Origin of the sequence: Allobosea sp. (assembly GCF_051860145.1) — a bacterium.
Classification (GTDB): Bacteria; Pseudomonadota; Alphaproteobacteria; order Rhizobiales; family Beijerinckiaceae; genus Allobosea.
Window position 1 is genome coordinate 473,074 of the sequence record NZ_JBHYEM010000002.1, and the last position, 25,746, is coordinate 498,819.

The window sequence follows — 25,746 nt, forward strand, 5'->3', positions numbered from 1 at the left end:
ACTCTAACGCCGCCCGTCGCCGCCACTGAGGCCGCGCAGGCCGTTGATCCGCAGCATCAGCCGCGCCGCCAGCCGGTGCGGCACGAGACGCAGGCAGGCGATGAAGAAGCGGTTCATGCGCCCCGGAATGACCAGCGTCTCGCCGCGCATCATGCCTGCATAGCCGGCCCGGGCGACCTCGGCCGGATCCATGCCGCGACTGTCGCCGCGCGCCGCCAGCCCGGCCCGCTCGCGAAAAGCCGTGCGGGTCGAACCCGGCGCCAGCAGCGTCACGCTGACGCCGCTGCCGCGCAACTCTTCGGCGAGCCCGGCAGAATAGCTGGACATGAACGCCTTGCTGGCGCCGTAGACGGTCTGGAACGGGACCGGGATGAAGGAATAGACCGAGGCGACATTCATGATCCGGCCATGGCCGCGCTGGAGCATCGGGCCGAGCGCCCATTGCGTGAGCGTGAGGACGGAGCCGATCTGAAGTTCAACCAGGCGCAGGACATCCTCGAGCGGAAGCTCGGCCAAGCTGCCATGCAGCGTCGCGCCGGCATTGTTGATCAGGAGTCCGATCGGACGATCGAGCGCCGACACGTCGGCGATCAGGGCCGCGGTGCCGCCTTCCGACGCCAGGTCGCCGGTGACGACGTCGACGGTGATCGCGTGGGACTCACGGAGTTGCCGGGCCAGCGAGCTGAGCGCCTCGCGGTCGCGACCATGCAGGACGAGACCGTGCCCGGCGCGCGCCAGCTCCTGGGCAAGGGCCCGGCCGATGCCCGAGGACGCGCCGGTCACCAGCGCGGTCTGCGCATGCCGGGAAATCATCTGCGTCATCCCGGCCTCCTGCCCGCTCCGGCAAAGAAGCACGTCTCCAATGCCGCGATCGTCTCGCCGACGCGCGCCACGAGCTCGCGGCGCCCGGTCCGGCCCGGCATCTCCGCCGGCACCTCCACGAGCTGCATCGAAACGTGGAAAACGGAGCCGCGCGGCGGGAAATCCGAATAGCTCGCCTGCCGGTCGCTGCGAACATGCAGGCACAGCACCCGGCAATGCGGATTGGCGGCGACGATATGCGCGATGCCGGAGGTCAGCCGCTCCGGCTCGAACCGGCCCGAGCGGCTGCGCCGGCCTTCCGGGAAGATGGTCACGACCTCGCCGCCGGCGATCAGGTCGCTGCAGGTCCGGATCATCGCATGCTTGTGGCGGGCATCGCCCCGCCGGTCGATGAACAGGCATTTCGACAGGCCCCCGATGCTGCGATAGAGCCAGTGCCGGCCGAACACGTCCTGCGCCGGAAGATTCCACGACAGCCGTGAACTGTTGCGCCGGTACCAGAGCGGCGAGCCGAGGGCGCGCAGGATGATCACGGAATCGATGAAGGTCAGGTGATTGGCGCAGATCAGGATCGGTCCGGGCGTCGCGGCGATGCGCGCGAATTCATCCCGCGAACGCTGCAGCTCCGCGATCCGGTAGCCGCCGGCCAGCCGCATCAGCGCCGCGCCGAGGCCATGCATCGGAAGCAGCATGAGATGGCCGAGCCGGCGCCGTCTCGCGATCAGGCTCGCCTGCGCGGCGCCGACCGGGCTCCTCCGGCGCTGCGGGGCGCTCGCTCGTGAGGGCTCGGACCCGCCTTCGGCGCCCAAACGCCGCGCCGGCTCCTCCCCGGCTGTTCGACCGTCGTCGCAATCCATTTCTTGCGCTCATAAAGAGGTGTTCGAGGCCGATCAAGCCTCGGTTACCTTGGGTAAAAATCTTGCAGGCTTGACGTTATGCTGCCGATGTGTTGACCCCGGTCAACAGAATTCCGCAAGTGAAGAATACCGGCGAGACTGATCATGGAATTTTTGCGACAGGTATTGCAGATCGACGATCTCGATGCCCGTTTCCTTGTGGTCTACTATCCGCTCATCGCCGCGTTGATCCTTCTCTGCCTGCTCTACAGGCGTCCCGCCAAAACCCCTGCTCCGCTGAAGCAGCCGCCGAGCAGAAAGGGACTGCTCGACCGCCTCGCCGCCGCGGCGATCACGCCGAATCAGATCACCTGCATCGGCCTCGTGCTGGTCACCGCCAACTGCGCCCTGTATGTCTGGCACCGCAATCCCTTCCTGCTCGGCAGCGGACTGATGTTCGCCTATCTGTTCGATGCGCTGGATGGCGTCGTCGCCCGCCGGCAGGGCCGCGTCACCCGCTTCGGCGGCTATCTCGACGCGGTGATCGACCGCTACCAGGAACTCGTGACCTTCGTCGCCATCGGTTATGTCAACGACAACTGGCCGCTGGTCTTCTTCGCCGCGACCGGCTCGATGCTGACGAGCTACAACAAGGCTCGCGCCGCCATGGAGACGGAGATCGACAACAAGGCCTGGCCGGATCTTCTCGAGCGGCCGCAGCGCCTCTGGATCCTCTGCGTCGCCTTGCTCGGCACCTATTCCCTGCCATGGCTCCTGAGCGGCATCCTCATCCTGCTCGGCGCCCTGACGCATTTCACGGCGCTGCAGCGCTTCGTCCGGGCCAAGCGCATGCTGCAGGCCGAGGATGGCGTCCTGCGTTAGGCCGTGACGGACGGGGTTGCATCGGGGAGTTCGCAGCCCAGGGTGGTGGGACCGGGCCAAACGTGGCACGTTTCGAGGACGGGTGGGTAACAGTTCGCGCGGCCGGAAGCGGGGAGCGGCGGCGCGAGCGCGCGAAACGGGAAGCCCAACATGAACGCCAGCACGTCCCCTGCCGAAGGTCACGACGCCCGATCGGCTTCATCGGGCCGGAAAGCCTATTTGATTGGCAGCGGCATCGCGTCCCTTGCCGCGGCCGCCTACCTCATCAAGGAGGGAGGCTTTGCGGGCGGCGACATCACCATCTTCGAAGAGTCCGAGCGCTATGGCGGCAGCCTCGACGCCAGGGGCGATCCTGAGGACGGCTATTCCATGCGCGGCGGCCGCATGTTCGAAGAAAAATTCAACTGCACCTACGATCTCCTCTCCTTCATCCCCTCGATCAGCGACCCGGCCAAATCGGCCAAGCAGGAGCTGATGGAGTTCCACCAGGAGTTCTTCTGGAACGACAAGGCGCGCCTCGTGGCCGAGGGGGCGATCGTCGACGTGGCGAATCTGGGCTTCAGCGAGACGGATCGGCTGAACCTCGTCGAACTCTGCGCGACGCCGGAAGCCCTGCTCGGGGTGAAGACGATCGAGCAATGGTTCAGGCCCGACTTCTTCAAGAGCAATTTCTGGTTCATCTGGTGCACGACCTTCGCGTTCGAGCCCTGGCACAGCGCGGTGGAGTTCAAGCGTTACTGCCTACGCTTCACCCACCTGTTCTCGACCATCGACACCATGGCCGGGATCTATCGCACGCAATTCAACCAGTATGACGCGATGGTGAGGCCGATCATCCGCTGGCTGACCGACCACGGGGTCAAACTCGTGATGGGCACCGAGGTGACCGATATCGATGTGGCGATCGAGGGCGGCGAGAAGACCGCCACGCGCCTCCATTATTCGCAAGGCGGCGAAAGCCACGTCCTGCCACTGCGTCCCGACGATCTGGTTTTCGTCACCAATGGCAGCATGACGGCGGACACCTCCTACGGCTCCAACACCGCCGCGCCCGTCCTGCGGACCGAAAAGTCCGGCGGTTCATGGAAGCTCTGGGAGAAGCTGGCGGCGAAGAGCGAGGATTTCGGGCGTCCCGCGGCATTCTGCTCCGACATCGACAAGTCGAAATGGGAATCCTTCACCGTCACCGCCCGGGATTCGACCTTCTTCGATCTTCTGGAGGCCTTTTCGGGCAGCCTGGCCGGAAAAGGCGGCCTCGTCACCGTGAAGGATTCGAACTGGCTGCTCACCGTCGTGCTGAACCATCAGCCGCACTACTACGAGCAACCGAAGGATGTCTGGGTCTGGTGGGGCTATGGCCTGTTTCCCGATCGCCCCGGCAACTTCGTGCACAAGCCGATGGCCGACTGCACGGGCGAAGAAATCCTCACCGAGCTGCTGTCCCATTTGAGGTTCACCGAGAAGGCGCCGCATATCCTGCGCACATCCAGGGTCATCACCGCGATGATGCCCTACATCACCAGCCAGTTCATGCCCCGGACCGGCAAGGACAGGCCGAAGGTGATTCCGGAGGGTTCACGGAACCTGGCCTTCATCGGCCAGTATTGCGAAGTCCCGGACGACGTGGTGTTCACCGTCGAATATTCGGTTCGCTCCGCACAGATGGCCGTGTTCGGTCTGCTGGGTTTGGCCAGGCCCGTCTCACCCTTCTACAAGGGCCAGCACGATCCCAGGGTGCTGTTCGACGCCCTCAAGATGTTGCATCGGAAATAGGATCGCTCGCGTCCTCGGCACATTTGCCGGCACCGGGATCCGCTGCGGGGAAGGCCCTGGCCGCCAGCTCGCGCGATGCCGTTTCGATGCGCAGCGAGACCGCGTCGAAAAGCTGGTTTCGCGGCAGCCCGGGCGGGATCGCCGGCAGGATCTCGACCTTGATCGTTCCGGGATACCGGATCAGCCGCGGCCGCCAGAAGCAGCCTGAATTGAGCGCGATCGGCACGCAAGGCACCCCCAGCGCCTGGTAGAGCGCGGTGAAGCCGCGCTCGTAGCGGAAGCCGAAGCCGGCATCGGGCGGCCGGCGCGTCCCCTCGGGGAAGACCAGCAGCGATTGCCCGGCCGCCACCCGCTCTCTCGCCCTCGCCGAGAGCCGCAGGAAGCTCTCGGCACTGCGCTTGCGCGCCACGGCGATGTGCTGCAGGCGCCAGACGATCCAGCCGACGATCGGCGTCAGCAGCAGCTCGCGCTTGACGATGGCGGCGGGCCCGCCGAGCAGCATCGGCAGCACCACGCTGTCCCAGGCCGATTGGTGCTTGCTGGCGTAGAGCACGGGCCCCTGCGGTGCAGGCTCGGCCCGGATCACCTCGTAGCGCACGCCGCAAATCACCTTCAGCAGCCAAAGACTCGTCCGCAGATAGGAGTGGAACACCGCGCGCACGATTCGTCGCGGCAAGACGATGAAGGGCAGAAGCGGACTATAGAGTGCGCCGAGCACGACCAGAGCGAAGAAACAGAGATAGGAGCGCAGGATGACACTCGGCGTCGGCGGTGGAAGTATCATTGAAACGCTTTGCCCCCCCGATGGGCGATCTGCTTTCAGTTGCGGCACTATGCCGGCTCGCAAATAGCGCAACGCCTCGACACAGTCTTCCGCATATGCTTATAGCAGCCCTGTTTCAGCCGAGTGCGCTACAAAATCATGACGACCGAATCGAAACCCGCCCCCGAGATCGTGGAGCGGCTGCTTGATCTTGTGGCCAAGGAAGGCATGGTCGACCGCGACAAGGTCAAGCTCGATGCTGAACTTGACACGCTCGGCGTCAAATCAGCCGACGTGGTGATGATCCTCGTCGCCATCGAAGACGAGTTCGGCACCTATATCGCGATCGATTCCGAACTCTCCGAGGTGAAGACTGTCGGGGAACTGGTGAGCCTGGTCGCCGCCCGCATCGCTGCGACGGCCTAAGTGCCGGCGGCCCGGGATGTCGTCATCACCGGCATGGGCTGCGTCACCGCGCTCGGCCGTGGCGTCCCCCGGCTTTGGGACGCCTGCCTGTCCGGCACGAGCGGCGTGAAGCCGATCGCCCTCGCGCATTCGCCGCGCCAGCGCATCCATGCCGCCGCTCATGATCCCGAATTCGACGCCAGCGATCTCGTCAGTCCCGACCTGGCGCGCCAGATCGACCGGTTCTCGGCCCTGGCGCTCGTGGCGGCGCACGAGGCCATCGGGCAGGCCGGGCTTTCGCATGAGCCGCCGCTCGGCGAGCGCACCGCCGTGATCATCGGCTCCGGAATCGGGGGCGCTGCGAGCGTCGATAGCGGCGCCTACGGCTTCTATGTCAGCCAGGCGCGCCCCGACCCGCTGAGCGTCGCCAAGATGATGCCCAACGCGGCCGCCTCCCATGTCAGCATGCGCTTCGGAGCGACGGGCCCCTGTTTCTGCGTGGCGAGCGCTTGCGCCTCGGCCGCCCAGGCCATTGGCCTCGGCCTGCAGCTCATTCGCTCGGGCGCCGTCGATATCGCCATTGTCGGCGGCAGCGAGGCCCTGCTCACCCCGGCCGGTTTCCACGCATGGGAAGCCCTGCGTGTGATGACGCCGACGCTCTGCCGCCCCTTTGCGGCGGACAGGAACGGCATGGTGCTCGGCGAAGGGGCCGGCATCCTCGTACTGGAATCCGCTGCGTCGGCCCAGCGGAGGAAGGCCCCGGCGCTGGCGACGCTCGCGGGCTACGGCACCAGCAGCGATGCCGGCGACCTGCTGCGCCCGGACCCGCTCGGGGGCGCGCGGGCGATGCGGCTCGCCCTCGCTGATGCGGGCCTGCAGCCCCACGACATCCAGCACGTCAACGCTCACGGCACCGGCACGATCGCCAACGACTTTGCCGAGGGCCAGGCGCTGGCCGCGGTCTTCGGCGAGGACCTGCCGGCGATCGCCGTGACCTCGACGAAACCGGTGCACGGTCACGCGCTCGGCGCGGGCGGCGCCCTCGAATTGATCGTCGCGATCATGTCCTTGGCCGACCAGACCGTCGTGCCGACCCTGAACCACACCATGACGGATGCGAGGATACCGCTCGATATCGTCACGGCGCGGCGCCCCGCGCCGCTGAAGGCGGTGATGTCGAACTCGCTGGCCTTCGGCGGGATCAACGCCTCGCTCATCGTCAGCCTGGCGCATTAGGCTCCGGGGACATCGCATGGCGAACGACGACACGACCCTGGTACCGCAAGCGGACGTTCCCCTCGCCACGGTCGGGCCGATCGCGGTCTGCGCCAGCCGCGAGGAGGTCGACGAATGGTGCGCGACGCTCGACCTGCCGCCCGCCGGCGAGGCCTTGCCCTTCACCTATCCCATTCGCTGGCTGACGCATGGTAGCGTCCGCGCGGCGCTGGTCTCGGCCCTGGCCGGGCGCATTCCGGTCCATCAGGCCCAGAGCTTCCACTACCGGCGCAGCCTGCTGATCGACGAGACGCTGACCCTCCGCGTCTCGATCTTCGACCGGGGCGGCGCGCGACGGCAATTGCATCTCCGCGGCTCCGTCTTCGCCGAAGACGGAGCCTGCGTCCTGGAGATGCGAAGCGAGATCGCCACCATCGGCAAGCTGGAGGCCGCGCCGGCATGAGCCAGGCCTTTTCGCAAGGCGAGCTCTTGCCGGAGCGCCTCGTCGCGGCGAAGACCGCAGCGCATGTGCGCGACTACGCGCGCCTTTCAGGAGACGACAACCCGCTCCACCTCGACGACGGGATCGCGATCGCCGCCGGGCTGCCCGGCCGCCCTCTCCACGGGATGATGCTGATGGCGTGGGTCGAGCCCCTGGTCGCGGCCTGGCGCCCCGACGTCTTCATCGCGGAGGCCGAACTGCGCTTCATGCGGCCCGCTTTGGTCGAGCAGCCGCTCCGGCTCTCCGGCAAGGTCGCGAAAGTGACCTCTCCCTCCGGTGACGAGGCGACCGTCCGGGTTCTCTTTCGCGACCTGTCCGGGGCGGTTCTCGCCCTCGGCCACACCAGATTGGTCCGGCCCCCTCCAGCCTCGGCTAGCGCGGCCGCGTCCCCCTTTGCCGGATCTCGTTGAAGGCGATCACCACCGCGAAGCAGACGACGCCCAGGATGAGCGTGAAGGCGGCGCCGCCGAAGGTCATGGCCGGGCCGAATGCCAGGACATGGCGATAGCCGGTGTAGAGACCGAGTATCAGCGAGGCCACGACGAGAAGCGGCAGGCCTCCCGGCAGGCGCAGCAGGCGGAACCGCGGATTGCGGCGCCAGACGGGCTCGACGAAGACGCCGAACGGCAAGGTCGCGGCGTTGATGACGAGACAGACCAGGCCCGCGATCGCCAGAAACACCAGCGCAAGAACAATGGTGACCGCGTAAAACCAGCGGTCGATCCGCACCGGCGCCGCAACTCCGAAGATGGAATAGGCCCCCGTGAACACGCGCGCGTGCCAAGCACTGGCAACTCGCACGCGGCTCGCGTCGCTGGAATACATCGTCGAATCGCTTTTGTCGAAAACATGGCAGAATTGGGATTGTCGTAACGGCGGCTCTTCGTTATTGCAATAAAGATCGAAGCATTTTTCTAACCATGCCGATGCTTCGAAGCATATCCAGGCTCTCAAAACTGGTTAGTTGGATAGGCGTTCCGGCGGTGGTTCTGGATTGAGTTGTCTGGAATGACGTCTACCGGCCTTGACCGCGCCCTGGTTTCGCAACGCCGCCTGACTTATCTGCGAGCCAAAAGTCTATTTGGACGTTTCCGCCGGCTTCCGCCGCATCATTTGCTGCGTGATTTCGCACGCGTCATGCGACTTCACGCCGGGCGTGGCCGGACACGCCAAGTTACGTTGCGCGATGAGCGGATCGTCATCACTCTCTCGACGATCCCCGAGCGTCTGCCGGGCATCGTTCCCGTCCTGCGCAGCCTGCTCGACCAGAGCTGCCCGGCCGACCGGATCATCCTGGCGCTTCCCGAGACGTCGCGTCGAAGCGGACTGCCCTACCCTGCTCCCAAGGGACTTCCAAAGGGCATCGACATCCTGCGCTGCGAGGATATCGGGCCAGCGACCAAGCTGCTGCCGACGCTGAAGGCCGAGCCCGATTCCGTCATCATCACCGTCGATGACGACGTCATCTATCCGTTCAATTTCGTCGAGACCCTGCTCGCCGCCCATCGCCGGCGCCCCGCTGCCGTCGTCGGGCTGCGCGGCTGGCAGGTCCAGGCCGGCAAGGATTCGCGCGAGACCCGCCATGCCTTTTCCTGCGCCATCGCGCGCGATCAGCGCGTCGATGTCCTGCTCGGATCCTGGGGCTATCTGCTGCCCCCGCATGTACTCGACCAGGACGTCCACGAGATCGAACTGGCGCCGGAGCGGGCCCTATGGGTCGACGATGTCTGGATCGCGGGGCACCTGGCCAAGCGCGGCATCGAGCGCTGGGTCGTCAAGGGCGACAGCCTGCCGATCGAGACGCCGCTCTCGCTGAAGGCGTCGCTGAACCGCGGCGTCAACAATTGCGGCCGGAACGAGCGCATGGCCGTCGAAATGTTCGGCAACTGGTGGACCGGCCCGGGATTGCGGCCTGCCGGCACGGAGCCGAAGGCCTCATCCGAATAGCGTGAGTGAAGAGCTTTGACATCGACCGGTCTGATCGTTCCCGTCATCATTTGCGGCGGCGCGGGCTCGCGCCTCTGGCCGGCCTCGCGCGAATCCTTTCCGAAGCAGTTCATCGCGCTGCTCGGCGAGCAGTCGATGTTCCAGAAGACGCTGGCGCGCGTCACCGGCCCGCTCTTTGCGGCCCCGCTCGTCGTCACGCATGAGGATTTCCGCTTCCTCGTCGCCAGCCAGATGATGCAGCTGGGCATCGAGGGCCATATCCTGCTCGAGCCGGCCCGCCGCGATTCCGGCCCCGCCATCGCCGCCGCGGCCGCCTTCGTCGAGGCGCATCATCCGGGCGCGAGCATGATGGTGCTGCCCTCCGACCACCTGGTGATGGACGAGACCGCCTTCTGCGCCGCCGTGAGCCGGGGCAGCGTCGCCGCGCAGGATGGCCGGATCGTCACCTTCGGCATGATCCCCGACCATCCGGCGACCGGCTACGGCTATATCGAGGCCGGGCCGGACAGCCATCCCGGCGTCAAGACAGTGACCCGCTTCGTCGAGAAGCCCGATGCAGAGACGGCGGCGCGCTATATCAAGGACAGCCATCTCTGGAATAGCGGCATGTTCCTGTTCCGCAGCGACGCCTTCCTGGCGGAGCTCGCCGGTTTCGAGCCGGAGATCGTCCAGGCCGCCTCGGCTGCAGTCGCGGGCGCGAAGGAGGATCTCGGCTTCTCGCGGCTGGACGCAAAAGCCTTCGCCGGGGCGCCGAAGAAATCGATCGACTATGCGCTGATGGAGAAGACGGCGCTCGCCAGCGTGGTGCCCGCCGCCTTCGGCTGGTCGGATGTCGGCAACTGGTCCAGCGTCTGGGAGGCATCCGGGCAGGACGACAGGGGCAATGCCAGCCATGGCGCCGTCGAGCTCGTCGACAGCCGCAACAGCTATGCCCAGACCAGCGGGCCGATGACGGTGCTGGTCGGCATGGAGGATGTCGTCGTGGTGGTCGAGGACGACGCCGTCCTGGTCGCCCAGCGCGGCAAGGCCGAAGCGGTCAAGGGTGCCTTCGAGGCGCTGAAGGCGCGCCATCATCCCAGCGTCGTCTCATCCCGCCGCGTCTATCGGCCCTGGGGCTATTACCAGACGCTCGATCTCGGCACGCGCTTCCAGGTCAAGCGCATCCTCGTCGATCCGGGACAGAAGCTCTCGCTGCAGAGCCATCGCCACCGCGCCGAGCATTGGGTCGTCGTCCAGGGCACGGCCGAGGTCACGCGCGACGCGGAAATCGTGCTGCTGCGCGAGAACGAATCGATCTATCTGCCGCTCGGCTGCGTCCACCGCCTCGTCAATCCCGGCAAGATCCCGCTCGAGATCATCGAGGTCCAGTCCGGCAGCTATCTGGGCGAGGACGACATTATCCGCTACGAGGACATCTACGCGCGCGTCTGAGCGACCATGCGCGTGGAGGAGGCGATGCCCGACCGCGCCAGCGCAACCCTGCGGCTGTTCCTGAACATTTGCGCGGCGCTCTGTCTCGCCGCGATCATGGCCACGCCCCTCTCGGCGCAGACGAAGATCGTCGACCATCTCGGCGTTCCCGGACCGATCCGGTTCGACGGCACGGATTTTGAGCTGGCCTGGAGCACGCGAACCGGGGCTGGATACGTCAAGCAGGAATATCTGCCGAAGGGCCAGTCGCCCCAGACCTATACCCGCATGGTGATGGTCGAGGCACTGGCCGGCAATACGACCCCTCTCGACGCCGCTTCCGCCCAGATGAAGAGCCTGAACCAGCGCAAGGCGAACGACCCGCTCGTCAATATGAGCGTCATCAAGAACGACAAGACCGGCGAGGTCCTTCTCGATTTCATCGTCAGTGCGAAGAACGAGCGTGGCGAAACCATCGTCGAATGGAACGCCTATCGCTATGCCGGCCGCGGACGCGCGGGGCTGCTGCTATTCGCGATCAGCCATCGCGCCTATGGCAGCCAGGATGCGCGCGCCTTCCTCGCCGAGCTGAAGCAGAAGCGCCCGGCGCAGATCGACAGCCTCGCCAAAGCGTCGCTGCCGGACATCAGGCCGGTTCGCTAGGCCGTCAGAGCCTCGCGCTTCAGGCCGAACTCCCGCCCGGGGATCGAGGACAGCAGCGCGCGCGTATAGGCGTGCTGCGGATTGCCAAAGACCGAGCCGATCGGGCCGGCCTCGACCACCTCTCCGCTTTTCATGACCGCGACCAGATCGCAGACCTGGGCCGCGACGCGCAGGTCATGCGTGATGAAGACGATCGAGAGGCCGAGGCGCTGGCGCAGCTCGGCAAGCAGCTTCAGCACCTGCGCCTGCACCGAGACGTCAAGCGCCGAGACCGGCTCGTCGGCGACGAGGACGTCCGGCTCCAGCGCCAGTGCCCGGGCAAGGCCGATCCGCTGGCGCTGGCCGCCGGAGAATTCGTGCGGGTAGCGGTCGGTCGAGGCCGGATCGAGCCCGACCAGCGTGAACAGCTCCCTGGCACGGGCCAGGGCCTGCGCGCGCGGCATGCCGTGGACGACCAGGCCCTGCGCCACAAGTTCGCCCGCCTTGCGGCGCGGGTTGAGCGAGGCGAAGGGATCCTGGAACACCATCTGGATATGGCGCGTTTCGGCCCGCATCTCCTCGCGCGTCAGGCATGCCAGGTCGCGGCCGTTCAGCCGGATCTCGCCGCTTTCCGGGTCGATCAGGCGCACGAGGCAGCGCGCCAGCGTCGATTTCCCCGAGCCCGATTCACCGACGATACCGAGCGTGCCGCCCTTGGGCAGCACCAGCGACACGTCCTTGACCGCATGGGTGACGCGCTGCCCGCGCCCGAGGAAGCCGCCGGTCCGGTAGGTCTTCGAGACGTGGTCGATGGTCAGGATCGGCTCGGGCGAAAGCGGCCGCGGCGGCGGCGCCTTGAGCGGCGGCACCGCTGCGATCAGCTGCCGCGTATAGGCATGCTGGGGATGTTCGAGCACGTCGCTCGCGGCGCCCGCCTCGACGACGCGGCCCTGGCTCATCACGGCCACGCGGTCGGCGATCTCGGCCACCACCCCGAAATCATGGGTGATGAACAGCACCGCCGTGCCCTTGCGCTTCTGCAGGTCGCGAATGAGTTCGAGGATCTGCGCCTGCGTCGTCACGTCGAGCGCGGTCGTCGGCTCGTCGGCGATCAGCACCTTCGGATCGAGCGCCAGCGCCATGGCGATCATGGCGCGCTGGCGCTGGCCGCCGGAGAGCTCGTGCGGATAGGCTTTCGCCGCCAGCGCCGGCTCGGGAATGCGCACCTCTTCGAGCAGGCCGAGCACGCGCGCTTTGACCTCGTCGGCGGGCAGCTCGGCATGGATCTCGAACATCTCGCCGATCTGGTCGCCGATCGTGCGCAGCGGGTTGAGCGCCGTCATCGGCTCCTGGAAGATCATGGCGATGCCGGCGCCGCGCACCTTGCGCATCTCCGCTTCGCTGATCGCGGCGAGGTCGCGCCCCTCGAACAGCACGCGGCCGCCATCGATCGCGACGCCGCCCGGCAGAAGCCGCATGATCGCATTGGCGGTCATCGACTTGCCCGAGCCGGATTCGCCGACGATGCACAGGATCTCGTTGGCGGCGACCGAGAGCGTCACCTCCTTCATCGCGTGCGAGCGGTCGGCGCCAGGCGGCAGCCGCACGCTCACGCCGTCGAGGGTCAGGATCGCGCTCATCGGCCCCTCAGCCTCGGATTGAGGGCGTCGTTGAGCCCCTGCCCGACCAGCGAGACGGCGAGCACCGTGATCAGGATCGCGATTCCGGGAATGGCCGAGACATACCATTGAACGCGAAGGACATCGCGGCCGACGCCGATCAGGTTGCCCCAGGACGCGACATTGGGGTCGGAGAGCTTGAGGAAGGCGAGCGCGCTCTCGAGCAGGATCGCGATCGCCATCACGACGCTGGCATAGACGATGACCGGCGGCAGCGCGTTGGGCAGGATCTCGCCGAAGATCAGCTTGACGTCCTTCATGCCCAGCGTGCGCCCGGCCTGGACGAACTCACGGCTGCGCAGCGACAGGAACTCGGCGCGTGTCAGCCGGGCCGAGGCCGGCCATGAGACGATGCCGATGGCGACCGTGACCGTGGTGATGGTCGAGCCGAAGACCGCGACGAGCACGAGCAGCAGCAGGAAGTTCGGCAAGGTCTGGAACGCCTCGGTGACCCGCATCAGGGCGGTGTCGACCGCGCCGCCGTAATAGCCGGCGAAGGCGCCAATGGTGATGCCGATCAGGATCGAGATCGCCGTCGCGACCAGCCCGATCAGCAACGAGATCCGCGCGCCATGGAAGATTTGCGCGGCGATGTCGCGGCCGGAATTGTCGGTGCCGAGCAGGAAGCGCGGATTGCTGAACGGCCAGATCAGCGGCCGCCCGGCCAGCGCCAGCGGATCGCGCGGATAGAGCCAGTCGGCCGTCAGCGCCATCGCCAGCACGAGCAGCAGCAGGACGAGGCCGATGATCGCCGGCGGGCTGCGGAAATAGAGCTTCAGAACCTGCATGCTCAGGTTCCCGTCGTGATGCGCGGGTCGAGCCGCGCATAGAGCAGGTCGACCACGAAATTGACCGTGATCACCAGCAGGGCCGAGACGAAGACGATGCCGAGCAAGGTGTTGAGATCGCGCTGGACGACCGATTCATAGGCGAGCCGGCCGAGCCCCGGCAGCGAGAACACGCTCTCCACCACGACCGAGCCGCCGAGCATCGTGCCGGCCTGCAGGCCGATCAGCGTCACCATCGGCAGGAGCGCGTTGCGCAGCACATGGCGCACGACGACGCGCGTCTCGTCCATGCCCTTGGCGCGGGCGGTGCGGACGAAATCGAGATTGAGCACTTCAAGCATCGAGCCGCGCATGATCCGCAAGTAGATCGCCAGATAGAACAGGCCGAGCGTCAATGTCGGCAGCACCAGATGCTGCGCGATGTCGAGCGTGCGGCGGAACCCCGAATAGGCGACCGTAATGTCCTCGAACCCGCCGGCGGGCAGCCATTGCAGATAGATCGAGAAGACGACGATCGCCATCAGCCCGAACCAGAAGGTCGGCATGGCGTAGAAGATCAGCCCGAGCGTCGAGATCAGGGTGTCGGGCCATCTGTTGACGCCGCGTGCCGCGACCACGCCGAGGATCAGCCCGAAGAAGAATGCGAAGGACAGTGAGGCCGTCATCAGCAGCACGGTCGCCGGCAGCCGCTCGGCGATCACGGTCGCGACCGGCTTGCCATAGATCGCTGAGAAGCCGAGATCGAGCCTGACCAGCCGCCACAGATAATTGCCGAGCTGGGCCCAGACCGAGAGGTCGAGCCCGTAGAACTCGCGCAATTGCCGGGCGGTCTCGGCATCGCCGCCGCCCATTTGCGCCATCATCGCGTCGACCGTGTCGCCGGGCGCGAATTGCAGCAGCAGGAACACGCCGATCAGGATCAGGATCAGCGTCGGGATCGAGGCGGCGAGCCGCCGCCCCGCAAGAGCTAGGACGCGCATGGGAATGGGCCGAATGGAACTGCAGCGGCGGGCGTGAGTCTCACTCCGCCAGCCAGAGATCGTGCCATGAGCTCGAGCCCCAGCGCGGCGTGTTGGAATGGTTGCGGGCCTTGGCGCTGATCGCGGTCAGGAAGATCTGCTCGATCGGCGTCCAGATCGGCAGCTCTGTGTTGGCGCGGCGCACGAACTCGCCATAGAGCGCCTTGCGCTTGGCCGGGTCGACCTCGGTCGCCGCGTCGTCGATGATCTTGTCGATCGTCGGATCGGTCCAGTCCCATTGATTGGTCCATGGCGCGCCCTTCGGTTGGCCCGAACGATACCACACCGTCGTCGAGACGGCCGGATCGTTGCGATACTGGTGCCAACCGGTGGCGAGGTCGAAGGCATGGTCGTCATAGACCTGCTTCAGGAAGCCGCCGCCATCATTGCGCACGATCTCGACACGGATGCCGACATTGGCGAGCGACTGCTGGATGAAGGTGGCGAAGAGCGAGATGTCCTCGCCCCAGGGCGCCGGCAGCAAGCGTAGCGAGAAGCGCGTGCCGCCCGCACCGGCCTTGAAGCCGGCCTCGTCGAGCAGCTTGGCGGAAAGCGCCTTGTCGAACGGATATTGCGGGCCGTTGTCGGCCGGATAGAAATCCGTCGAGACGGAAGGGACCGGGCCGGTGCCGACCTTGGCGAAGTCGCCGAGGAAGTTCTCGATGAAGAACGGGATGTCCAGCGCATGCGCGATCGCGCGCCGGACGCGGATATCGGCGAGCTCCTTGCGGCGGAAATTGAACTCCACCGTGTTGGTGCGGGCATTGCCCTCGTTGCCCTTGGTCGAGACGATGAAGCGCGGATCCTTGCCGAGGCGCGCCGAGTCCGAGATCGTCAGGCCCGAGAACGGGCTGTAATGGATCTGCCCCGCCTCCATCTGCGCCGCGGCGGCGGCGCGGTCGGTGACGACGCGCCAGACGATGCGGTCGAGATAGGGCGCGTTCGGCCGCCAGTAATTCTCGTTGCGCTCGGCGATGACGTGCTGGCCGCGCTCATAGGTCACGAACTTGAACGGGCCGGTGCCGATCGGCGCGAGATTGATCGGGTTCTGGCGGATGTCGCCCTTGCCCTCGTAGAGATGGCGCGGCGAGACATAGCCGAGATCCGGCAGTGCCCGCAGCAGCAGGTTCAGCGGCATCGGGCGCTCATAGCGGAAGACCGCGGTGAGCGGGTCGGGCGTGTCGACGGCGGTGAGGAAGAGCTGCAGCGTCGTGCCGTAGTTCAGGATCTTCTTCCACATCTCCATCGTCGTGAACTGCACGTCGGCGGAGGTGAAGGGCTTGCCGTCATGCCAGGTCACGCCCTGGCGCAGCTTGAAGGTGATGGTCTTGCCGTCGGGCGAGGCCTCCCAGCTTTCGGCGAGCACGCCGACCGGCTGGCCATTGGCGTCGAGGTCGACGAGCTGCTCCTGGATCTTGCCGCCGATGATGTAGACGCCGGTCGAGGCCTGGAGGCTGGGATTGAGCTGGCGCTGCTCGGCCCCGTAATGGACCGTGAAGACGCCGCCCTTGCGCGGCGTCTTCTGGGCGAAGGAGCGCATCGGGAACAGCACGCTGGAGGCGATGGCGGCGCTCGTCATCAGCGCGGCGCGGCGGGTCATGTCCATGGACGATCTCCTTGATCCGGCCTGCATGGCCGGCACGATGTGGTCGTAGCAACGCCCCGTCAAATCGACGGGGCCGATCGCGAAACGGGGGCGCCGCGCTATTGCGGCAGGAAACTCACGATCACGCCGTTGCCGGCGCTCGCCGGAGCGCTGACGGCCTCGCCATGCGTGACGGCGACCGGGCCAAGCGCCGCGGCCGCGCCCTCGATATCCGAGCTCGCCAGCACGACGGCGGCGGCCCCGCCGGTCGCGGCGCCGTCGCGCACGGCGGCGGGATAGCGCGCGGCAAAGCCGGCTTCGTCATAGAACAGAAAATCGGCGCGCTTGCCGCCCGAGGGCACGAGCCAGCCATCCTCCTGCTGCTTCGCCGGCTCGTCGATCAGCCGGCCGAGATGCTCGGCCGCCGCCTTCGGATCGGCCGCCAGCACTTCGACGCGGATGATGCGGCTCGCGCCATTGGCATGCGTTTGCAACTCGGGAATCCAGACCGTGTCGCGGGTCAGATGCTGGCAGGCGAAGATGCGCAAGCCCCCGGGGCTCTCGTCGAGCGGCCAGCGGAAGACGTTGAACCTGGCTTCGCCCGTACCGCCGTTCGGCAGCTCGACCGGGCGGCCGAAATGCACCGGACCCAGCGCCGCGAGCCCACGGCTCTTGAGCTCCTCCGCGCCGGCGGCGGCATCGTCGGTGGTGAAGGCGGCGCGTTCGAGCCCCTCGCGGTTCTTGAGATAGTCGCGGGTCGGCTTGTTCTGCTCGGTCTCGGTCAGCACGCCGAGCAGCTCGAGATAATCCTCGCCGAACATGATCGTGTAGTTGCCGGTGCCGAGGATCGGCGAATGCGTGCCGCGCGGCGAGACGGTGAAGCCGAGGCTCTGCCATTGCCGGGCCGAGGCGTCCAGGTCGCGGACGGTGACGACCACATGGTCGAGGCCGAGAATATGCTTGAGCGGCATGACGCCCCCTTGTGACAAGAACCCGATACCTGTGAGTTCATCCGAATGGAGAGCGGGGCGCAACGGCCTCGTCGTGACGATTCCGGCATCCCACGCTGCACCGCACACATAGCGTCGGGAGAATAGTCATTTCAATAGCTTGGGAATGGACGCGCGAATTTGGAAGATTATGCTCGAGTTATCTTCAACTTATAGAAAATCCTTCTTCATCGGCATATCCAGCCGAACAAGCCTACTTGCGACCGGAGCGTCCTGGCGGCAAGGATGGCGCGCAGACCGCTGACAGGACCGTTGGCAACCTTCCGAAAGACCGCTGATGACCACCTCGCCCTCCGTCACCTGGCCGCCCTCGCTCTGGGCCGCGACAGCCCGGCCCGGCCCGGAACTCGCAGCGCTCGCGGGCGAGATCAGCGCCGATGTCGTGGTGATCGGCGCCGGCTTCACCGGCCTGTCGACGGCGATCCATTTGCGCGAGGCCGGCGTCGAGGTCGTGGTGCTGGAAGCGGCCGAGCCCGGCTGGGGCGCTTCGGGGCGCAATAACGGGCAGGTCATCCCGACGCTGGCCGGGCACGATCCCTCCGCCATGGTGAAACGTCATGGCGAGGCTGGCGAACGGTTCAACGCGGTGCTGCGCGACAGCGCCCAGTATCTCTTCGACCTCGTCCGCAAATACGACATCCCGGCAGAGGCCGAGCAGGCCGGCTGGGTCCAGCCGGTGCATTCGCCGGGCCGGTTCAAGCTCGCCGAGAAGCGGGTGAAGGAGTGGTCGGCGATCGGCGCGCCGGTCGAGCTTCTCGACCGTGAAGCCACCGCCGGGATGCTCGGCTCGGACGCCTGGTTCGGCGGCTTCTGGAACCGCACCGGCGGCCATATCAACCCGCTGGCGCTGACCCGTGGCCTCGCCGAGGTCGCCCTAAGACTCGGCGCCGTCATTCATGCCCGCTCGCCGGCGACCTCCATGACCCACGCGAACGGCCGCTGGACCGTGAAGACGCCGAAAGGCGCGGTCACGGCGCGCGCCCTGGTGCTCGCCACCAACGCCTATACCGGCGAGTTCGAGCGCGACCTCGCCCCGGAGATCGCGAGCGAGGTCATTCCGGTCCTGTCCTGGCAAATGGCGACGACGCCGATCAGCGACAATGTCGCCAGGACCATCATCCCGGACCGGCAGGCCATGTCCGACACCCATCGCGAGCTCTATTTCGCTCGCTGGGACGCGCGCAGCCGGCTGGTCACCGGCGGGGCCGCAATCTTCCCGGGCGAGGGCGGCGCCAATCTCCGCCCGCAGGTCGCCGCGCGGCTGAAGCGTCTCTGGCCGCAGATCGGCGACGTGACGTTCGACTATGTCTGGTCCGGTTATGTCGGCATGACGCCGGACAAGCTGACTCGGCCACAGGTCCCGGGCTTCCCCCGCATCCACCGGCTGGGGCCGGACGGCTTCGCCTGGGTCGGCTGCAACGGCCGGGCGGTGGCGCTCTCGATCTCGCTCGGACGCGAGCTCGCCCGTGCGACGCAAGGCGCGCCGATCGAGACGCTCGGCCTGCCGCTGTCGGAGCCGAAGCCGCAGCCCTTCCGCGATGTCGTGCGCAGGATCGCGCCCTTCGCCCTCCCGCTCTATCGCCGACTCGACGCGGCCGAGATCTGAATGCGAAGCCGTCTGCAGAACACGCCTAAATTTACGACTTTCGTCTAAGATTCTGCAGAATTGGCCGCGGTTTCAGAACATGATTGCGCGAGGAGCGCGACCTGCCCGCTTGTGCGGCGGCGCGGGCGGTCCCATGCCCGTTTTGCATGCAAACCGGCATTGAAGGAGCCGGCGACCGCATGCCATGCTTTTGTCCCGGGAGGAACAAAAGCATGGCCGTGCTGCCGAAAGCCGACATCGTCCTGACCAACGGTCCGGTCTATCTCGGTCTCAAGGAAGGCTATGCCGGCGCCATCGCGCTCTGGTCCGGAAAGGTTCTGGCGACCGGGACGCCCGCCGAGATCGAGCCGCTGATCGGGCCTGCCACCAAGGTCATCGACCTTAAGGGCCGCATGGCGACGCCTGGCCTCTACGAGGCGCATCTGCATTTGCTGCCGCTCGGCCTGGCGATGATGGAGCTCGATATCCGGCCGCGATACGTGCGCACGCTGGACGACCTGCTCGACATGATCGCCAGGCGCGCCGCCGAGGTGAAGCCGGGCCAGTGGATCCTGGCGCGCGGCTATGACCATTTCGAGCTGGACGTGAAGCGGCATCCGCACCGCACCGAGCTTGACCGCGCCGCGCCCGACAACCCGGTTTATATCGTGCGCGCCTGCGGCCATCTCTCCGTCGCCAATTCGCTGGCGCTCAAGCTCGCCGGCATCGATGAGACGACGCCGGTGCCGGCGGGCGGCGCGATCGAGCAGGTCAATGGCTCGTTGACCGGGCTGATGGCCGAGAACGGCCGCGATCCGATCAAGAAGATCCTTCCCGATCCGACCGACGAGGAGCTCGTCGCCGCGATCGAGCGCGCCGGGCGCTATTGCAACTCCTTCGGCATCACCAGCGTCATGGACGCCGCCGTCGGCATGCGCTCGCATTATCGCGAGGTCGCGGCCTACCGGACGGCGCAGCGCAGCGGCCAGCTGCCGGTGCGCACCAATATGTGCCTACTCGGCGGCCATAACGGCATCGTCGAGGACTGCTTCGAGGATGGACTGGTCACCGGCGCCGGCGACGACTGGCTCAGCGTCGGGCCGGTCAAGATCTTCACCGACGGCTCGGCCGGCGGGCGCACCGCGGCGATGAGCGAGCCCTATCTCGGCGAGCCGGAGACCAGTGGCATCTTCTGCCTGACCGATTCAGAGATGGACGCGCTGACGCTGGACTATCACGCCAAGGGCTACCAGCTCGCCGTCCACGCGATCGGCGACGCCGCGATCGAGCAGACGCTGAACGCCATGGAAAAGGCGCTCCAGGCCCATCCCGATCCGGACCGCCGCCACCGCATCGAGCATTGCGGCTTCAACACGCCCGAGCAGATCGCGCGCATGGTCAGGCTCGGCATCGAGCCCGTGCCGCAGCCGGTCTTCCACTATGATTTCGGCGATCTCTATTTGTCCGTCATGGAGCCCGAGCGCGTCCATCCGGCCTATCCGATGCGCGACTGGATCGCGGCCGGGCTGAAGCCCGCCGCCTCCTCGGATGCGCCGGTCTGCGACGTGAACATCTGGCCGAACATCTACACGATGCTGACCCGCAAGACCTCGCGCGGCACGGTGATCGGCGCCGACCAGGCAATGACCATCGACGAGGTCATCGCCGCCTATACCGATTTCGGCGCCTATGTGAACCGCTGCGAGACCGGGCGCGGCCGGCTTCTGCCCGGCATGGCGGCCGATGTCGCGATCTATTCCCGCGACCTGTCGAAAGCGACGCCGGAACAGCTCTTGCACGAGACGCGCTGCGACCTGACCATCCTCGACGGCAAGGTCGTCTACGAGGCGGATGCATGATGGAAGCCGCGATCCGATGCTGAACCATGTCGCCTCGCGCCTCGCGCTTTCGGTGCCGGTCCTGTTCGGCGTCCTGCTCTTCGGCTTCCTGCTGCTCCAGCTCGTCCCGGCCGACCCTGCCGCGATCATCGCCGGGCCGACGGCAAGCCCGGAGCTCATCGCCCAGATCCGCACCGATATGGGGCTCGACCGGCCGATCTTCGTGCAGTTCGCCTATTACATGGCGCGCGTGCTGCAAGGCGATCTCGGCGTCTCGCTGATCTCCAACACGCGGGTCACGGACGAGCTCGCCGAGGCGATCGGCCCGACGGTCGAGCTGATGCTCGCCTGCCTCATCTGGGCGATTCCGGTCGGCATCGCGCTCGGCACCATCGCCGCCGTCAATCGCGGCCGCTTCCTCGATCGGCTGGTGATCGCGATCTCGGTCGCCGGCGTCTCGACCCCGGTCTTCTTCATCGGCCTGATCCTGATGCAGTATATCGGCTACCAGTGGGAGCTGCTGCCCTTCATCGGCCGCGGCGGCCCGCTCTGGAGCGCCTCCGGCCTCGCCTCGATCGCGCTGCCGGCCCTGACGCTCGGCCTGATCTTCATCGGCCCGATCGCACGCATGACGCGCACCGCGGCGCTCGAGGTCCTCAATGCCGACCATGTCCGCACCGCCCGCGCCAAGGGGCTGGCGGAACGCACGGTGATCATCCGCCATGTCCTGCGCAACGCGCTGATCCCCGTGGTGACGCTGATCGGCCTGCAGGCCGGCTATCTGCTCGGCGGCGCTGTCGTCACCGAGACGATCTATTCTTGGCCCGGCGTCGGGCGGCTCGCGGTCGGCGCGATCCTCGCCAGCGATTTTCCGCTGGCCCAGGGCGCTATCCTCGTCCTCGCCATCGCCTTCCTCGTCATCAACCTGATCGTCGACATGCTCTATGCCGCGCTCGACCCGAGGGTGCAGAAGCATGGCTGATGTCGGCATCGCCCCGGTATCCGCTCCCGCACGGCGCCGCGCCGGCTCGCCGATCTGGCGGCGCATCCTCAAGGACCGCCTCGCCTTCGCCGCCGCCCTCATTCTCGCCTTGATGGCGCTGGCCGCGTTGTTTGCGCCCTGGCTTGCGCCCTTCGACCCCTACGAGACGACGCGCCGCCCCTTCATCCCGCCATTCTGGAGCGAAGGCTCGCTGCCGCAATACTGGCTCGGCACCGACGGCCAGGGCCGCGACATGCTCTCGCGCCTGCTCTACGGCACGCGGCTGACGCTGGTGATGGGGCTCGCCTCCGTCATCATCGGCGGCGGCATCGGCGCCGTGTTCGGCCTGCTCTCGGCCTATTACCGGCGCATCGACCCCTATGTCATGCGCTTCGCCGACATCCTGCTCTCCTTCCCGGCGATCCTGCTCGGACTGGCGCTCGCCGCCGTCGTCGGGCCGGGACTCACCGCCATCGTCATCGCGCTCTCGATCGCGACGATTCCCGACGTCGCACGCATCACCCGCAGCGCCGCCGTCGTCGTCATGGGCCAGGACTACATGGAGGCCGGCCGCGCCGTCGGCCTGCCCGACCGCACGCTGATCTGGCGCTATCTCGCGCTGAACTGCCTGTCCTCGGTCTTCGTCTTCATGACGCTGCGCTTCGGCCAGATCATCCTGATCGGCGCCGCGCTCTCCTTCCTCGGCCTCGGCGTGCGCCCGCCCGAGGCCGAGCTCGGCATGATGGCCTCGCTCGGCCGCGACGCGCTGTTCTTCGCGCCGCATATCTCGCTGCTGCCGAGCCTCGCCATCATCTTCATCGTGCTCTGCGCCAACGTGCTCGGCGACGCCCTGCGCGACGTGCTCGATCCACGCCTGAGAAACACCTGAGGCGAGACACCATCACGCAAGACCGATTCCGTTCAACGAAAAGGGGAGAGTGACAGTGAACCTGACCAGACAGATCCTGGCTAAAACGGCCGTCGCCGGCATGCTCGCCGTCGCCGCCTTCGCCGGCCCGGCTTCGGCCCAGGGCTCGAATGCCAGCATCACCATCGTGCGTGAGGTCGACAGCGACCGCTACGACCCGCACCGCTCGACGGCGCGCGCCGCCTCCGAAGTGCTCTTCATGATGGCCGACACGCTGGTCTCGCTCGACCACGACATGTCGACGATCAAGCCCGGCATCGCCAAGAGCTGGACGATCTCGCCCGACGGCAAGACCTATACGTTCAAGCTGCGCGACGACGTTTCCTTTTGCGACGGCAAGAAGCTGACGGCGCAGGACGTGGTCTATTCGATCAAGCGCTGGATCGACCCGGCCACCCGCTCGCCGGTCGCCTGGCGTGCCGGCAAGATCGAGGACGTCGTCGCCACCGACGACACCACCGTCGAATACAAGCTCAAGGCGCCCTTCTCCGAACTGCTCTACCAGCTCACCCAGAGCTTCGCCGTCATCATCGACAAGGCCAATGTCGAGGCGCTCGGCGCCGATTTCGGCGTCAAGGGCTTCAACGGCACCGGCCCCTATTGCTGGGGCGACTGGAAGCCGCGCAACGAGTTCCGGCTGAAGCGCCACGCCGCCTATAAATGGGGTCCGCCGATCTACGAGAACACCGGCCCGGCCCATATCGAAGAGATCGTCTGGCGCATCGTGCCGGAGGAGAACACCCGCCTCGCCGCCGCGATGACCGGCCAGACCCAGGTCACGCAATATGTGCCCTATTCGGGCATGGCGCAGCTGCGCGCCAACAAGAACATGAAACTGGTCGAGTCGAAGGAGGCCTTCTGGACCTATTTCGTCGGCTTCAAGGTCGACAAGGAGGGCGTCAACGACCCGGCCGTGCGCAAGGCCATGGTGATGGCCGTCGACCAGAAGGCGATCGCCGATAATCTCTATTTCGGCGAGGTCGAGCCCGCCTATAGCTACATCTCGACCGAGGCGCTCGACTGGGACAAGGCGCTGACGCCGAACCTGATCAAGACCAACGTCACTGAAGCCAACAAGCTCCTCGACGCCGCCGGCTGGGTGAAGGGTTCCGACGGCTTCCGCGCCAAGGACGGCAAGAAGCTCTCGCCCATCGTCTACGGCTTCACCGGCTCGACCTGGCAGAAGCTGATGGAGGCGATCCAGGGCGACCTGCGCAAGGTCGGCGTCGACCTGCGCATCCAGCTCTTCGACGCCACCATCGCCTGGGGCAAGATGGCGACCCAGGAATTCGACATGTTCGGGATGAGCTTTCCCTACATCTCCGCCGGCGACGCGCTGAACCTGTATTTCCCGTCCACCAACGCGCCGACCCCGAACCGGATGAACTGGAAGGACCCGCAGACCGACGAGCTGCTCACCAAGGGTATCACCGCGCTCAACGACGGCGACCGCGCCGCCGCCTATGGCGAGGTGCTGAAGAAGGTGCACGAGGCCGCCGTCTGGCTGCCGCTCTATCACGAGCCGATGAAGATCGCGGCTTCCGCCAAGCTCGCCCCCTTCAAGGCCCACAACATCTATGGCTGCGGCCTCTACAAGGGCCTCGACCTGAAATTCGTGCGGTAAGGCGCGGGAAACGCCACCAGAACCCCCTTTCCCCCTGCGGGAGAGGGTTGGGGTGAGGGGTCGCGCCGCCGTCTCCGCGCTCCGACCCCGTTATCCGGAGAGGGCACGACGACCCCTCATCCGTCTCGGCTTCGCCGAGCCACCTTCTCCCGCAAGGGGAGAAGGGCAAACCCGACGCCTCGCACCACACCGGAGCCTGCCATGCCCGTCACCGTCATTCGCAACGCAAGCTGGATCGTCGCCTATGACGCCAAGGCGAAGGGCCATGTCTATTTGCGCGACGGCGACGTCGCCTATGACGGCGACCGCATCGTCCATGTCGGCGGCGGCTATCGCGGCAAGGCCGATGTCACCGTCGACGGTCGCGGCAGGATGGTCATGCCCGGCTTCGTCAACATCCACTCGCACCCCTCCTCCGAGGCGATGGCGAAGGGCTGGAACGACGAGCTCGGCAGCGCCAAGATGTATGGCACCGCGCTCTACGAGTTCATGCCGCTCTTCCGCTGCGACGCGAAGGGCATCAGGTCCTGCGCGCAGGTGACCTATTCCGAGCTGCTGATGTCCGGCGTCACCACGCTGGTCGACATGTCGGTGGCCTGGGACGGCTGGCTCGAGACCTTCAAGGCCTCGGGCCTGCGAGCAGTCTTCTCGCCGATGTACCGCTCGGCGCGCTGGTACACAGACAATGGCCATCTCGCGAAATACGAATGGGACGCCAAGGCCGGCGAGGCTGCGATGGCGGCGGCGATGAAGCTGCTCGACACGGTCGCAGCCGACGATTCAGGCCGGCTCTCCGGCATGGTCTCGCCCTCGCAGATCGACACCTGCACGCCCGAGCTGATCCAGGCCAGCCTCGCCGAGGCCGAGGCGCGCAAGCTGCCGATGCAGATCCACGCCGCCCAGAGCGTCGTCGAGTTCCACGAGATCACCCGCCGCCACGGCATGACGCCGGTCGAATGGCTGGAATCGCTCGATGTGCTCGGGCCTTTCTCGATCATCGGCCACGGCATCTTCCTCGACCACCACTCCTCGGTGAAATGGCCGGCGACCGACGATCTCGGCTGCCTCGTCGAGACCGGCACGAATGTCGCCCATTGCCCGATCGTGTTCCAGCGCCGCGGCATCGCGATGCAGAGCTTCGGCCAATATGTCGCCGCCGGCGTCAATGTCGGCATCGGCACCGACACCTATCCCCACCACATGCTGGAAGAGTTGCGCGCCGTCTGCATCGGCTCGCGCATGATGGCGGAGGACGTGTTCGACCTGCGCACCTCGGACGCCTTCAACGCCGCGACGCTGGGCAGCGCCAAGGCGCTCGGCCGCGACGACATCGGCCGCCTCGCCAAGGGCGCCAAGGCCGACATCGTGCTGGTCGACGTCACCCACCCGATGATGCGCCCGCTGCGCGATCCGATCCGCAGCCTGATCTATGCCGCGGGCGAGCGCGCCGTTACGACCGTCATCGTCGACGGCGTCACGGTCGTCGCCAACGGCAAGGTCCTGACCATGGA

24 protein-coding genes are annotated in these 25,746 nt (G+C 66.7%); 15 read left to right on the forward strand and 9 right to left on the reverse strand.

From position 1 onward, the window contains the following. Positions 1-3: 3 nt before the first annotated feature. Entirely contained in the window at positions 4-822 is an 819-nt protein-coding gene (locus tag ACTIF2_RS05535; protein WP_439496040.1) for an SDR family NAD(P)-dependent oxidoreductase, read from the reverse strand. Continuing rightward, positions 819-1,514 carry a lysophospholipid acyltransferase family protein gene (locus ACTIF2_RS05540; RefSeq protein WP_439496041.1) on the reverse strand — a complete coding sequence of 232 codons (696 nt, stop codon included), beginning with the start codon at positions 1,512-1,514 and terminating at the stop codon, positions 819-821. The genes ACTIF2_RS05535 and ACTIF2_RS05540 overlap by 4 nt, the downstream gene beginning before the upstream one ends. 309 nt (positions 1,515-1,823) lie before the next feature. On the opposite strand from ACTIF2_RS05540, the gene ACTIF2_RS05545 reads away from it, so the two are divergent. Then, on the forward strand, positions 1,824-2,540 hold the full coding sequence (locus ACTIF2_RS05545) for a CDP-alcohol phosphatidyltransferase family protein (RefSeq protein ID WP_439496042.1): 717 nt from the start codon (positions 1,824-1,826) through the stop codon (positions 2,538-2,540). Between the two features lie 150 nt (positions 2,541-2,690). Continuing rightward, complete coding sequence (locus ACTIF2_RS05550; RefSeq protein ID WP_439496043.1) at positions 2,691-4,313, forward strand: oleate hydratase; 1,623 nt, start codon at positions 2,691-2,693, stop codon at positions 4,311-4,313. On the opposite strand, the gene ACTIF2_RS05555 is transcribed toward ACTIF2_RS05550, so the two are convergent. Further along, on the reverse strand, positions 4,291-5,097 hold the full coding sequence (locus ACTIF2_RS05555; protein ID WP_439496044.1) for a lysophospholipid acyltransferase family protein: 807 nt from the start codon (positions 5,095-5,097) through the stop codon (positions 4,291-4,293). The two genes, ACTIF2_RS05550 and ACTIF2_RS05555, sit on opposite strands and share 23 nt — an antisense overlap. A 138-nt stretch (positions 5,098-5,235) precedes the next feature. Here ACTIF2_RS05555 and ACTIF2_RS05560 point away from each other — a divergent pair, with 138 nt between their 5' ends. From ACTIF2_RS05560 to ACTIF2_RS05575, 4 genes are read left to right on the forward strand one after another with little or no spacing between them, the layout of a single operon-like run. After that, positions 5,236-5,502, forward strand: coding sequence for an acyl carrier protein (locus ACTIF2_RS05560; RefSeq protein WP_439496045.1), 267 nt, complete (start codon positions 5,236-5,238; stop codon positions 5,500-5,502). Beyond that, positions 5,503-6,717 carry a beta-ketoacyl-[acyl-carrier-protein] synthase family protein gene (locus ACTIF2_RS05565; protein WP_439496046.1) on the forward strand — a complete coding sequence of 405 codons (1,215 nt, stop codon included), beginning with the start codon at positions 5,503-5,505 and terminating at the stop codon, positions 6,715-6,717. A gap of 16 nt (positions 6,718-6,733) precedes the next feature. Further along, entirely contained in the window at positions 6,734-7,159 is a 426-nt protein-coding gene (locus tag ACTIF2_RS05570; RefSeq protein ID WP_439496047.1) for a hotdog family protein, read from the forward strand. Next, positions 7,156-7,608 (forward strand): MaoC family dehydratase, encoded by a 453-nt coding sequence (locus ACTIF2_RS05575; protein ID WP_439496048.1) that lies wholly within the window; start codon positions 7,156-7,158, stop codon positions 7,606-7,608. The genes ACTIF2_RS05570 and ACTIF2_RS05575 overlap by 4 nt, the downstream gene beginning before the upstream one ends. Here the strand turns inward: ACTIF2_RS05575 and ACTIF2_RS05580 are convergent. After that, complete coding sequence (locus ACTIF2_RS05580; protein ID WP_439496049.1) at positions 7,571-8,023, reverse strand: hypothetical protein; 453 nt, start codon at positions 8,021-8,023, stop codon at positions 7,571-7,573. The genes ACTIF2_RS05575 and ACTIF2_RS05580 overlap by 38 nt on opposite strands. Before the next feature lie 354 nt (positions 8,024-8,377). Between ACTIF2_RS05580 and ACTIF2_RS05585 the strand changes: the two genes are divergently transcribed. Genes ACTIF2_RS05585 through ACTIF2_RS05595 form a run of 3 tightly spaced genes read left to right on the forward strand, consistent with a single transcriptional unit; the run spans position 8,378 to position 11,218 of the window. Further along, positions 8,378-9,145 (forward strand): hypothetical protein, encoded by a 768-nt coding sequence (locus tag ACTIF2_RS05585; RefSeq protein ID WP_439496050.1) that lies wholly within the window; start codon positions 8,378-8,380, stop codon positions 9,143-9,145. A gap of 15 nt (positions 9,146-9,160) precedes the next feature. After that, positions 9,161-10,576 carry a mannose-1-phosphate guanylyltransferase/mannose-6-phosphate isomerase gene (locus tag ACTIF2_RS05590; RefSeq protein WP_439496051.1) on the forward strand — a complete coding sequence of 472 codons (1,416 nt, stop codon included), beginning with the start codon at positions 9,161-9,163 and terminating at the stop codon, positions 10,574-10,576. A gap of 24 nt (positions 10,577-10,600) precedes the next feature. Further along, positions 10,601-11,218 carry a hypothetical protein gene (locus tag ACTIF2_RS05595; RefSeq protein WP_439496052.1) on the forward strand — a complete coding sequence of 206 codons (618 nt, stop codon included), beginning with the start codon at positions 10,601-10,603 and terminating at the stop codon, positions 11,216-11,218. On the opposite strand, the gene ACTIF2_RS05600 is transcribed toward ACTIF2_RS05595, so the two are convergent. From ACTIF2_RS05600 to ACTIF2_RS05620, 5 genes are all read right to left on the reverse strand, one after another. Then, the gene (locus ACTIF2_RS05600; RefSeq protein ID WP_439496053.1) at positions 11,215-12,837 is read right to left on the reverse strand and encodes an ABC transporter ATP-binding protein; all 1,623 of its coding nucleotides are present in this window, start codon (positions 12,835-12,837) and stop codon (positions 11,215-11,217) included. The two genes, ACTIF2_RS05595 and ACTIF2_RS05600, sit on opposite strands and share 4 nt — an antisense overlap. Next, the gene (locus ACTIF2_RS05605; RefSeq protein WP_439496054.1) at positions 12,834-13,664 is read right to left on the reverse strand and encodes an ABC transporter permease; all 831 of its coding nucleotides are present in this window, start codon (positions 13,662-13,664) and stop codon (positions 12,834-12,836) included. Before ACTIF2_RS05605 ends, ACTIF2_RS05600 begins: the two co-directional genes overlap by 4 nt. A 2-nt stretch (positions 13,665-13,666) precedes the next feature. Further along, a complete protein-coding gene (locus ACTIF2_RS05610; RefSeq protein ID WP_439496055.1) occupies positions 13,667-14,644 on the reverse strand; it encodes an ABC transporter permease in 978 nt (325 codons plus the stop codon). 40 nt (positions 14,645-14,684) lie between these two features. Then, positions 14,685-16,289, reverse strand: a complete 1,605-nt coding sequence (locus ACTIF2_RS05615; protein ID WP_439496056.1) for an ABC transporter substrate-binding protein — start codon at positions 16,287-16,289, stop codon at positions 14,685-14,687. Between the two features lie 98 nt (positions 16,290-16,387). After that, complete coding sequence (locus tag ACTIF2_RS05620) at positions 16,388-17,239, reverse strand: VOC family protein (RefSeq protein ID WP_439496057.1); 852 nt, start codon at positions 17,237-17,239, stop codon at positions 16,388-16,390. Between the two features lie 316 nt (positions 17,240-17,555). Here ACTIF2_RS05620 and ACTIF2_RS05625 point away from each other — a divergent pair, with 316 nt between their 5' ends. The 6 genes from ACTIF2_RS05625 to ACTIF2_RS05650 form a co-directional block, all read left to right on the forward strand. Beyond that, on the forward strand, positions 17,556-18,884 hold the full coding sequence (locus ACTIF2_RS05625) for an NAD(P)/FAD-dependent oxidoreductase (protein ID WP_439496058.1): 1,329 nt from the start codon (positions 17,556-17,558) through the stop codon (positions 18,882-18,884). 212 nt (positions 18,885-19,096) lie between these two features. Continuing rightward, complete coding sequence (locus ACTIF2_RS05630; RefSeq protein WP_439496059.1) at positions 19,097-20,722, forward strand: amidohydrolase; 1,626 nt, start codon at positions 19,097-19,099, stop codon at positions 20,720-20,722. A 16-nt stretch (positions 20,723-20,738) separates the two neighbouring features. Then, on the forward strand, positions 20,739-21,683 hold the full coding sequence (locus tag ACTIF2_RS05635; protein ID WP_439496060.1) for an ABC transporter permease: 945 nt from the start codon (positions 20,739-20,741) through the stop codon (positions 21,681-21,683). Beyond that, positions 21,676-22,572, forward strand: a complete 897-nt coding sequence (locus tag ACTIF2_RS05640; RefSeq protein ID WP_439496061.1) for an ABC transporter permease — start codon at positions 21,676-21,678, stop codon at positions 22,570-22,572. The genes ACTIF2_RS05635 and ACTIF2_RS05640 overlap by 8 nt, the downstream gene beginning before the upstream one ends. Before the next feature lie 55 nt (positions 22,573-22,627). After that, on the forward strand, positions 22,628-24,235 hold the full coding sequence (locus ACTIF2_RS05645) for an ABC transporter substrate-binding protein (RefSeq protein WP_439496062.1): 1,608 nt from the start codon (positions 22,628-22,630) through the stop codon (positions 24,233-24,235). Positions 24,236-24,436: 201 nt separating this feature from the next. Further along, positions 24,437-25,746, forward strand: a 1,310-nt coding sequence (locus tag ACTIF2_RS05650) for an amidohydrolase family protein (RefSeq protein WP_439496063.1), incomplete at its 3' end; no start/stop codon positions are given.